Raw genomic sequence first — 10,781 nt, forward strand, 5'->3', positions numbered from 1 at the left:
CTGTCAGGGGCCCACGCCCCACACCGCGATCACGTGCCGCCGATGAGCCTGACGGCGAGATCGGGACTGAACTGCCCGGCGGGCACGGTCGGCGCGATGCCGCACTGCCCGTCGGAGTTGCCCGGTGTCTTGACCCACAGCAGGAGGTCCTCGGCGCCGCCCACCCGTGGAGTGACGCCGAGTTCGCGTCCGGCGGGGTTGCACCATTCGCCGTTGGAGCCGTTGCCGTTGCGGCTGGTGTCGACGGCGAAGTGGGAGGTGCCGCCGAGCGCCGAGTTGATCGAGTTGCCGTAGGTCTCCGAGGACGGGGTGGTGTAGAAGTTCGAGACGTTCAGGGAGAAGCCTCGGATGTTGGCCACCCCCGCTGACCTCAGGCGGCTCGCCATGGTCGCCGGGTCGACCCAGTTGGTGTGTCCGGCGTCGAGGTAGGCCCAGGTGTTGGGTGCCTTCTGCTGGAACATCTGGGTGGCGTAGGAGAGCATCGCGAGGCGGTCGCTGATCTGTGCGCTGGTCAGGCAGCTGAAGTCCGACAGGGCGTCCGGCTCGATGACGACGACGGCGGGGTGGGTGCCGACCGCCGCCGCGAAGGTGGAGATCCAGGTGCGGTAGGCGGCCACGCTGCCCGCGCCGCCCGACGACTCGCCGCCGCACGCGTCCCGGCCCGGGATGTTGTACGCGACCAGGACCGGCAGTTTGTCGTGGCTGTCGGCGGTGCCGACGTAGCCGGACACGGCCGGTCCGATGCCCGTGCTCTCGTTGGCGAACCAGCGGGCGATCGGCTGGGACGCGATCGCCGACTGGATGCGTGCGGCGCGGGAGTCGGAGGGGTTGTCGCGGACCCAGACAGCAGGGCCGGAGTCGGGGTTGGAGTAGAAGCCGCTCGTCAAGGAGACCGGGCCGGCCGCTGCCGCCGAACCGGTCGCCCCGAGCGACAGCGGCGCAACGAGCAGACAGATCAGGGCGGTTCGGAACGAGGCGGTCTTCAGCGAGTCGGATGTGAGCAGGGCTTTCCAGCGCATGATGCGTCCCTATCTCTCGGGGCGGGGCTGCCGTGGGCCCCTCGGCTCGGCTCCCGCCCGCGCTCGTCCAGGCGCGGGCGGAGCCACGGCGGTGCATACCGTTCGATCAGCGGTGCTCAGCGCGCGGAGTCGGCTGCGAAGGTCGCCACCCAGGCGAGCGCGGAGTTCCAGTTGATGGCGACCTCGTTGGTCGAGTACGAGTAGATGTCGTCGATGTAGCAGGTGGCGGGGGCGCAACCGACCAGGTTCTGTTGCGCGACCGGGTCCTGGAGGGCCGAGTCGGGGCCGCCGGCCAGCGAACCGGCAGGCGGGCTGGGCAAGTTGGCGTTGATCTGGTGGGCCCAGATGCGGTTGTGCTGGTTGTGGCTGAACTGGGTGCCGTAGCCGGTGACGAAGGACTGGTTCAGGGCGTTGCGGCCGAGGAGGTAGTCCAGCGACTCCAGGACGGCACTGCGGTAGCTGTCCCGGTGGGTGAGGTCGTAGGCGGTCGCGATGACCATGGCGTTGTTCGCGGTGACGCTGTTGGAGCCCCAGACGTAGGCGCCGTCGGTGGGGAGGTTGGGGTTCGGGTAGCCCTGTGACCGCTCGTCGCGTACGAAGCCGTCGGCGACGGCGAGGACCCGTTTGCGGGCGGCGGCCACCATGCGGGCGGGGAAGCGGCTCGGCAGCCGGACGACGGTGAGGTCGGCCAGGGCGCCGGTGTCCCGCCAGGAGAACCCGGCCGGGGTGATCTCCGTGTCGATGCGGGACAGGTAGGCGCGGTCGTGCGTGGTGGCGTACAACTCCGTTGCGGCCCAGGAGAATTCGTCGGTCACGTCCGTGTCGGCGTACGCTCCGCCGCCGACGCTGTCGCCGCTCGGGGCGTACAGGTCGGGGTGCGCGAGCGCGGCCTTCCAGGCGGTCTCGGCAGCGGTCAGGCACGTGTGCGCGAAGGCGGCGTCGTAGCGGGCCCACACCCGGGCGCACTGGGCGCCCGCGGCGGCCAGGTTGAGGGTCGCGGCCGTGGACGGCGCGTGCAGGTAACGGGGTTGGGAGTCCTGGTCGGGCCGGGTGGGCAGGGCGGTCCAGGCCAGGTCGTGGACCTTGTGGTGGACCATGCCGGCCAGCGGTTCACCCGCGGGCACCTGCATGCTCAGCAGGAACTCCGTCTCCCAGCGGGACTCGTCGAGGACGTCCGGGACGCCGTTGTGGTTCTCGGGGATGCTCAGCAGCCCGTCGCGCAGGCCGGTCAAGTCGCCCTGGGCGCGGGAGCGTTCGTAGGAGTCCATCAACTGCCAGTCCGCGAGGGCCCCGTTGACGACGTACTTGCCCTGGTCGCCCGCGTCGTACCAACCGCCCTGGACGTCAAGGGAGTAGTCACAAGTGCCGGGCAGGCACGGGACGTTGGTGTCTCCCTTGTTGGGGGCCACGCCGACATGCCCTGCGGGCCGGGCGTAGGAGTCGCCCGCGTACTGCGCCTCGATGGGCGTGCCGCTGCGGACGTCGTAGAAGTAGCCCAACGCGTCCTCGCGCAGGGCGGTGTAGGGGTTCTCCACGATGGCGAACGGATGGCTCGTCGCGTCGCCGACCACGAGCGTGTAGCCCGTACCGGCCTTGCGCACCGAGCTGAAGTCGGCGATGTGCACATGGTCGCCGGAGGCGGCGTCCGTGCCCTGGACACGGGTGCGTCCTGACGTCACGACCGCGCCCGAGGCGTCGAGCAGGCGCCAACTCACCGGCTTCGTCGAGGCGTTGACGATCGACGCCCTCTTGGGGCCGTGGACCGCGTAGCCGTACTGGTTCGTCCGCACCGGGGAGCCGAAGTCGCGTCCGCCGCCCGGAGGTGTCGCGCCGCCGGTGAGGGAGACGTCGCCGAGGCAGAGGGTGAACGGCTGGGCTGCGCCGCCCTGTTGGAAGGAGAGCTGGGCGTGCAGGTCGGCGGCGGTGGAGGTGCCGGTGAACTGGAAGGTCTTCGGTGTGGTGGTGACGGCCGCGGTCTTGTTGAGGGTGGTCGTGAACGGGGCGGCGGGCAGCTGCAGTACGGCGTGGATCGACACGTCGCGGGTGGCTGAGGCCGTGAAGCGCAGCGTATAGGGCTGGCCGGCCTCCAGCGGAATGTCGTTCTGGCCGATCATCGAGTCCCACACGTTGACTGTCCCGCCGGGGACATCGGCGCACAGGCGGCCCGAGTTGACGGTGGACGGCGTGTTGCCGCTGCTCCACCACGAGGTCCTGCCGTTGTCGAACGTGCCGTTGAGCACGCGTTCGTAGGGCGCGTCGGCGGCCTGCGCGGACGTCACGGGAAGCATGGGGGTCGCCGCCAGGGTGGCGACGGTCAGGGCGGGCGCGAGGAGGACCGCGCCCCATCTGGTCCTGCGGAATGCGGTTCTGCGGAACATACCGGGCCCTTCTCGGTGACAGGGTTCCCGGCTCGGTGCGGCGTCAGTGCCAGATGGTGGGTGGGGGCGGCGAGGCTGTCAAGACTTCACACACAGCAGTCCCTTCCCCAGCCACTTCCACAGTCTTTCCGCGTCCGGACCCTTCACAGACAGAACGTTCCGCTCTTAGTCTGCGACTGTTAGCGCTTCCAGTTTCTTACGGAGGCATCGCACAGGAACCGGCCGGGCTGTGGCGTCAACCCAGTTCCATCCCAGGTCAGCAGCGGCATTCACATCGCGGACGAGGGTGCTCTGATTGTCATCGCTCTCGGAATGTCCCGTAGACGGAGGTTCAAGTCAGTGAGGTCGAGTCAGTGAGCACGTTCGAGCCCGGCTTCCTGTGGGGCGCCGCCACATCGGGCTATCAGATCGAGGGCGCGGTCGCGGAGGACGGCCGGGGTCCCTCCATCTGGGACACCTTCGCGGCCACCCCGGGCGCCGTCCGGGGCGGTGACACCGGAGCCGTCGCGGCCGACCACTACCACCGCTTCCCCGGGGACATCGCGCTGATGGCCCAACTCGGCCTGCGCGCCTACCGGTTCTCGCTCGCGTGGCCCCGGATCCAGCCCACCGGCTCCGGCCCGGTGAACCAGCGCGGCCTGGACTTCTACCGCCGTCTCACGGACACCCTCCTCGACCATGGCATCCAGCCCTGGCCCACCCTCTACCACTGGGACCTGCCCCAGCCGCTGGAGGACGCCGGCGGCTGGCCGGTGCGGGACACGGCCGAGCGGTTCGCCGAGTACGCGGCCCTCGCGCACGAGGCGCTGGGCGACCGCGTCACCCACTGGACCACGCTCAACGAGCCGTGGTGCTCGGCCTTCCTCGGCTATGCCACGGGTCGCCACGCCCCCGGCCGACGCGAACCGGACGCAGCCGTACGCGCCGCCCACCACCTGCTGCTCGCCCACGGGTTGGCGACGGAGGCGATGCGCGACGGCGACGCGCACATCGGCATCACGCTCAACCTCACCCATGTCACCCCGCTCAGCACCGAGCCCGCCGACCTGGACGCGGCCCGCCGTGTCGACGGCATGCAGAACCGGCTCTTCCTCGACCCGCTGCTGCGCGGCGCGTACCCCGACGACGTGCTCGACGACCTCCGTGAGGTGACCGGCACCGGCCACATCCGCGACGGCGACCTGAAGCGGATCGGTGCGCCCCTGGACCACCTGGGCATCAACTACTACGCGCCGATGCTGGTCGCGGGCAGCGCTGCACCGGTCCAATCCGCCTACGTGGGCTCGCCGTCGGCCCGTGTCGCCGACGGCGGCCGGCCCCGGACCGCGATGGGCTGGGAGATCGACGAGCGGGGACTCCTGGACCTCCTCCTGCGCCTCAAGGCCGACTATCCGGCCGTACCTCTGTACATCACGGAGAACGGTGCCGCCTTCGACGACATCGTGGAGGACGACGGTGTGCACGACGCGGACCGGATCGCCTACCTGGACGGCCATCTCCGCGCCTGCACACAGGCGATCGACCGCGGCGTTCCCCTCAAGGGCTACTTCGTCTGGTCGTTCCTCGACAACTTCGAGTGGTCCTTCGGCTACGGGCCCCGCTTCGGCATCGTGCACGTCGACTACGCGACCCAGCGCCGTACGCCGAAGGACAGCGCCCGCTGGTACGCCGAGGTCATCCGGCGCGGCGGCCTGTGACGCCGTCAGCGCTTACAGTGCTGCTACTGCCCCCTCTTCCGCACTCCGTACGAACGGGAGCCGCCCCACATGACCACACGGCCGCCGACGCTCGACGAGGTGGCGCTGCGCGCCGGGGTGTCCGTCGGCACCGTCTCGCGTGTGATCAACAACCGCCGTCACGTCAGCCAGAAGGCGCGGCAGGCGGTGGAGAGCGCCGTGGCGGAGCTGGGCTATGTGCCGAACGTGGCGGCCCGTTCGCTCGCCTCGCAGCGCCGCGGCGCGGTGGTGCTGGCGATCTCCAGCGACGACCCCGCGCTGTTCGCCAACCTCTTCTTCGCCGAGGTCATCACCGGTGTGAACGCGGTCGTGGAGGAGACCGACCTCGAACTCCTGCTGATCCTGGCCGCGGGCGAGCGGGGCCGGGCGCGGCTCACCCGCATCCTTCAGTCCCGGGGTGCGGACGGCGTCATGCTGCTGGCCCTGCGCGAGAACGATCCGCTGGCGAAGGTCGCCGAGGCGGGGAACGTCCCCGTCGTCCACGGAGGCCGCTCCCTCGAACGGCCCCCGCGCTGGTACGTGGACGCCGACAACCGGGGCGGGGCCCGCGAGGCCGTGGAGTACCTGATCTCGACGGGCCGCCGTGCCATCGGCACCGTCACCGGCCCGCTCGACATGCACGCGGGTGTCGCCCGCTACCTGGGCTTCCGCGAGGCGGTCGCCCTGGCCGGTCTGGCGGACCACCGCGTGGCGCACGCCGACTTCAGCGAGCTGGGCGGGGCCACGGCGACCGCCCGTCTCCTCGACGAACACCCGGACCTGGACGCGGTGTTCGTCGCCTCGGACGCCATGGCGGCGGGCGCCCTGCACGTCCTGCGCGAGCGCGGCCGGTCCGTCCCCGGGGACGTCGCGGTCGTCGGCTTCAACGACATCCTCACCGCCCGGCACACCCAGCCCGCCCTGACGACGATCCGCCAGCCCATCGTGGCCCTCGGCAGCGAGATGACCCGGATGCTGGTGCGCGTACTGGCCGGCGAGGAGCCGACGCCCCTCATCCTGCCGACGGAGCTGGTGATCAGGGAATCCGCGTGACGCGGCGGCCGTGCCCGTCCGGCCCTTCGCACATTCGGTAAGGCGCACACCAACGGCCGTACAACTTATCCCCAACAACAAGTGTCTCGTAGGGCAACAACACTTGTCCCGGGGGGGATGTTTTGATCAAGGTAAGCGTTGTCGTACCCGTCTACAACGCCGGTTCCTACATCGACCGTTGTGCGCCGTCGCTGGTCAACCAGAGCATGGGGGCCGATGCCTACGAGGTCGTGTACGTCGACGACGGCTCGACGGACGACTCGGCCGAACGCCTCGGACGGCTGGCCGAAGCCCATGCGCATGTCCGGGTGTACCGGCAGGAGAACTCCGGCTGGCCGGGCAAGCCGCGGAACGTGGGGGTGGACCGGGCCAAGGGGAAGTACGTCCAATTCGTCGACCAGGACGACGAGTTGTCGTACGAGGCGCTGGAGCGGCTGTACGCGCTGGCGGAGCGCAACGGGTCGGACATCGTGCTGGGCAAGGTGCACGGGACGATGCAGGGGCCCAGCAATGTGTTCAAGCGGACGGTCGAGCGGTGCACCGCCGCCGACGCCCCGCTCTTCGAGAGTCTGACACCGCACAAGATGTTCCGCCGGGACTTCCTGCGCGACCACGGGATCCGCTTCCCGGAGGGACGGGTCAGGCTGGAGGACCAGCTGTTCATGGCGCGCACCTACGTACGGGCCAAGACGGTGTCGATACTCGGCAACTACCCCTGCTACCAATGGAATCGGCGTGAGGACGGCGGCAACAACAGCAGTCGCCGGATCACCGCCGACGACTACTACGGCCACCTGGACAAGGTCGTGGAGGCGATCAAGGAGGGCACACCGCCGGGCGACCTCCAGGACCGGCTGCTGCGCCGTTCGTACCGTGTCGAGCTGCTACGGCCGGTGAGCGAACCGCGCGTTCTGCGGCGCACCGGCAAGGACTTGGAGGAGTACTTCACCACCGTCCGCCGGATGGCGATGACGAGTTATCCGCCGGGGGTGAGCGAAGGGCTCCCGGCGATCAGCCGGCTGCGGGCGGAGCTGCTCGTGCAGGGCCGGCTGGACTCCCTGGTCGAACTCGCCCGCCGCACCGAGCAGATCAGGGCGCACGTCGAGGTGGACGACCTGCGCTGGCGGAACGACAAGCTGGTGATCCGGACCCGCGTCGGCATGGTCCGGGGCGACGGCGAGCCGCTGACCGTCGTGGAGCGCGGCGGCCGGATGCTGCTCGACCCCCAACTCCTCGACGGCATAAGGGGCGCGGAGAACTGGGAGATCCCCGACCCCTTCTCGCACGCGTACGGGGAACTCATCGTGCACGACACCGCCGGCAACCACTGGTGGTACCCCGACGGGGAGTTGACGCCGACCCTGGAACCGCTCGGCGGAGACCGCCACCGGGTCGTCGTCTCCGGCGAGACGGTCATCGACCCGCTGACCCTCGCCGGTGACGCGCCCATGAACGCCGGCGCCTACCAAGTCTGGGCCAGCGCACAGCTGTTGGGCGTCGGTCGCCGCCCCCGGCTGGCAGCCACCCCGGGCAGCACCCGCATCCTCCTCGGCACCGTCGCCGTCGGCTCACCGCCGCGCCTCGTCTCCCCCACGTGGGCAGGCCCGGGCGGCCAACTCCGGCTCACCGTCGGCGAACCCGGCCGGATCGGCACCACCCGCCGCGTCCTGCTCCGCACCACCGCCGACCACCGCCTCCGCCACGGCGTCCGCGAGGTGCTGCGCCGCCTGCCACCCGGCGCACGCAAGAACATCCGCGCCACGGCACGACGGGCGGAGGGCTGGATGCTGGGGTAGCGGGGGCGGGGCCGACCTCGGATCCGCGGCCGGTCCCCGGGAACGATCAGGGGCCGCTTCAGATTGATGTGGAGAGCGGGCTGATCCGCGCTCCAGCCGCCCGGCCCGGAACAGTTCCTCGGCCACGTCAAGGGTCACCTCCGCCAGGCGGGTCAGTACGGCGGCCACCGGTGCGGAGATCTGGCCGGGGGCGGTCAGGCCGCCGGACTGGACCATGGTCTCCTGACACCCGACCTGTCCGCCGAGGTAGCCGCCCTGGCCGGGATCGTCGTAGACCGCCTCGACCGCGCTGCCGGTGATGCCGAGCTCGGAGGCAGTGCGGTCGAGTGCCTGGGTCAGCTTCGCGACCTTGGCGGCGGACGGCCGGAACCGCGCCAGACCGGCCGCCGACGCCGGCGCGGTCAGCGTCCAGCGCTTCCGGGCATGACGACTCCTGGGCAAGGCGGGCGATGGGTGGGGCGGCAGCGGGTGGACGTTGATGATCCGGCCGCCCTCGCGGGCCTTCTGGGTCAGCGCGTCCACCCGGAGGCAACTGCCCTGGCGCGGCTTGGACATGGCCGGCTCAGAGGCAGACCGGCAGGTGCGGTCGTCGTGCTGATCTCAACCCCCGGATCAGGTCGGGCCCGTACACCATCCCCGCCGGATTGCGGCTAGGGTGCTGACGGTTCACGCCCAGGCGTACAGCCCAGGAGCCGGTGTCCGCGGGGCCGTGGAGAGTGAATCGGACACGACGGGGGCTCGGGTTGGACAACGGCGGGCGGCAGCGGAACAAGGGCACCACCCCAGCTCGACCGGACGCGGTGAACATGTGACCGGCCGGCCGGCGCCAGCGGTGCTGCCCCCGTCGCTGCGCCCGTGGCTCGGGCTGATCGCGGTCCTCGCCGCGCTGGTGGTCGTCGCGCTCGGGGTCCTGTACTCCGGCCACAGCGAGCCCGGCGGGGTGGACAGGTGGATCATCCAGCCGACGGCGGACAGTCTGGGGCCGCCGTGGCGGCGCGTCGCCCTGGCCCTGGACTTCCTGGGGGAGCCCGCGGGGTCGGCGATGCTGATCGTGGCCGGCGCGGTGGGCTGTCTGCTGCTTCGGCGTCCCCACGCGGCGGTGCTGGTCGTGGCCGGCGTCGGCACGACCGTGGGAGCGACCATGCTCATCAAGCATCTGGTGGGACGTACCATCCACGGCCCCGGCAACCTGTCGTACCCGAGCGGGCACACCGCCTTCGCCACCGCGCTCGCCCTCATGGCGGCGCTGCTCGCGACCCGCCGACTCGGCCTCGGCAGGACGGCCGGCACGTCACTCGTGCTCGCCTCGGCGCTGGTCGCCGGCGCCGCCATGGGCTGGGCGCAGGTCGGACTGGGCGCGCACTATCCGACCGACGTCCTCGGCGGCTGGTGCACCGCGCTGGCGGTGATTCCGGCGACCGCGTGGCTGGTCGACCGGATCGCCGACCGGCTGGCCGAGCCCGGTCGGCGAGATCACCGCTGACGTCACGTCACGCCGAGCGGCGGAACACGGGCCGCACGGGCCGCCCGGCCAGCCAGGGGGTGGGGTCGGCGGCGTCAAGTGCCTTCCGGTACACCGCACATGCCTCGGCCACCACGTCGACGGTACGGTCGATGTCCGCGTCGTCGAGTGCGCTGCTCACCACGAAGGAGGGGGCCAGCACTCCGCCCGCGAGGAGCCGGCGCAGGAACAGGGTGCGGTACTGCTGCGACGGCCGCCCGTTCTCGTCGAGGGTGGCGAAGACCAGGTTGCTGGCCCGGCCGTGGAGGACGAGGTGGTCGCCGACGCCCATGCCGGCCGCGGCCTCGCGGACCCCGGCGGCCAACCGCTCGCCGAGGGCGTGCAGCCGCGCGGTGACACCCTCTTCGACGTAGGTGGTCTGCACGGCCATCGCCGCTGCCAGGGAGTGCGTTTCCGCGCCGTGGGTGGTGGACAGCAGGAACACCCGGTCGCCGGAGTGACGCAGTCCGCCCCGCTCCATCAGATCGCGGCGCCCGGCCAGCGCGGAGACGGCGAATCCGTTGCCCAGCGCCTTCCCGAACGTGGAGAGGTCGGGGACGACGCCGTACAGACCCTGGGCGCCCGCCTCGGACCAGCGGAATCCGGTGATCATCTCGTCGAAGACCAGGACGCAGCCGTGCCGGTCGGCCAGGTCGCGCAGGCCGGCGAGGTAGCCGGGCGGCGGTTCCGTGTGGGTGGCGGGTTCGAGGATCAGGCAGGCGATCTCGTCCTGGTACCGGGTGAGCAGCTGCTCCGTGGCGGCCAGGTCTCCGTAGGGGAACGCGACGGTGAGTTCGTTGGTCGCCGCCGGAATTCCGGCGGACATCGGTGTGGTGCCGATGAACCAGTCGTCGACGGAGAAGAAAGGATGGTCGCCGCAGAGGGCCACCCGTGGGCGCCCGGTGGCGGCGCGGGCCAGGCGCACGGCGGCGGTCGTGGCGTCGGAGCCGTTCTTCGCGAACTTCACCATCTCGGCGGTCGGCACCGTGGCCAGGAAGCGCTCCGCGGCCGCGACCTCCACGATGGAGGGCCGGACGAAGTTGCTGCCGCGGTCGAGTTCCCGCCGTACCGCCTCGATCACGCGCGGGTGGGCATGGCCGAGGCTGACCGACCGCAGGCCCGAGCCGTACTCGATGTAGCGGTTGCCGTCGACGTCCCACACGTGGGCACCGTTGCCGTGGCTGATGACCGGGGCCAGGTTCTCGGGGTACTGGTCGTCGCCCTTGGCGTAGGTGTGAGCGCCCCCGGGGATCATGGCGTGCAGCCGCTCGTTGGCTGTCCGCGACAGGGGCAGGTCAAGCACTTCGGTGTCCACGGGG

At 71.1% G+C, this 10,781-nt stretch carries 7 protein-coding genes; 4 read left to right on the forward strand and 3 right to left on the reverse strand.

Going from position 1 to position 10,781, the window contains the following annotated elements; genetic code table 11:
- Positions 1–29 precede the first annotated feature (29 nt).
- Positions 30–1,019, reverse strand: coding sequence for a glycoside hydrolase family 6 protein (locus ACGFY9_RS44080; protein ID WP_393764021.1), 990 nt, complete (start codon positions 1,017–1,019; stop codon positions 30–32).
- Positions 1,020–1,135: 116 nt separating this feature from the next.
- The gene (locus ACGFY9_RS44085; RefSeq protein ID WP_393764023.1) at positions 1,136–3,397 is read right to left on the reverse strand and encodes a glycoside hydrolase family 9 protein; all 2,262 of its coding nucleotides are present in this window, start codon (positions 3,395–3,397) and stop codon (positions 1,136–1,138) included.
- Positions 3,398–3,750: 353 nt separating this feature from the next.
- Here ACGFY9_RS44085 and ACGFY9_RS44090 point away from each other — a divergent pair, with 353 nt between their 5' ends.
- The 4 genes from ACGFY9_RS44090 (at position 3,751) to ACGFY9_RS44105 (ending at position 9,444) form a co-directional block, all read left to right on the forward strand.
- Positions 3,751–5,094 (forward strand): GH1 family beta-glucosidase, encoded by a 1,344-nt coding sequence (locus ACGFY9_RS44090; protein ID WP_393764025.1) that lies wholly within the window; start codon positions 3,751–3,753, stop codon positions 5,092–5,094.
- Positions 5,095–5,163: 69 nt separating this feature from the next.
- A complete protein-coding gene (locus ACGFY9_RS44095; RefSeq protein WP_393764027.1) occupies positions 5,164–6,165 on the forward strand; it encodes a LacI family DNA-binding transcriptional regulator in 1,002 nt (333 codons plus the stop codon).
- A gap of 122 nt (positions 6,166–6,287) precedes the next feature.
- Positions 6,288–7,961, forward strand: a complete 1,674-nt coding sequence (locus ACGFY9_RS44100) for a glycosyltransferase (protein WP_393764029.1) — start codon at positions 6,288–6,290, stop codon at positions 7,959–7,961.
- A gap of 808 nt (positions 7,962–8,769) precedes the next feature.
- Positions 8,770–9,444, forward strand: a complete 675-nt coding sequence (locus tag ACGFY9_RS44105) for a phosphatase PAP2 family protein (RefSeq protein ID WP_393764030.1) — start codon at positions 8,770–8,772, stop codon at positions 9,442–9,444.
- Between the two features lie 7 nt (positions 9,445–9,451).
- Here ACGFY9_RS44105 and ACGFY9_RS44110 read toward each other — a convergent pair whose 3' ends face one another.
- The gene (locus tag ACGFY9_RS44110; RefSeq protein ID WP_393764032.1) at positions 9,452–10,777 is read right to left on the reverse strand and encodes a glutamate-1-semialdehyde 2,1-aminomutase; all 1,326 of its coding nucleotides are present in this window, start codon (positions 10,775–10,777) and stop codon (positions 9,452–9,454) included.
- Between the last annotated feature and the right edge of the window lie 4 nt (positions 10,778–10,781).

This window comes from Streptomyces sp. NPDC048504 (genome assembly GCF_043200035.1).
Taxonomy (GTDB): domain Bacteria; phylum Actinomycetota; class Actinomycetes; order Streptomycetales; family Streptomycetaceae; genus Streptomyces.

Excerpts from the sequence above, each read along its gene's own strand:
- ACGFY9_RS44080 (WP_393764021.1), bottom strand. The coding sequence starts at position 1,019 with ATGCGCTGGAAAGCCCTGCTCACATCCGACTCGCTGAAGACCGCCTCG.
- ACGFY9_RS44085 (WP_393764023.1), bottom strand. The coding sequence starts at position 3,397 with ATGTTCCGCAGAACCGCATTCCGCAGGACCAGATGGGGCGCGGTCCTC.
- ACGFY9_RS44095 (WP_393764027.1), top strand. The coding sequence starts at position 5,164 with ATGACCACACGGCCGCCGACGCTCGACGAGGTGGCGCTGCGCGCCGGG.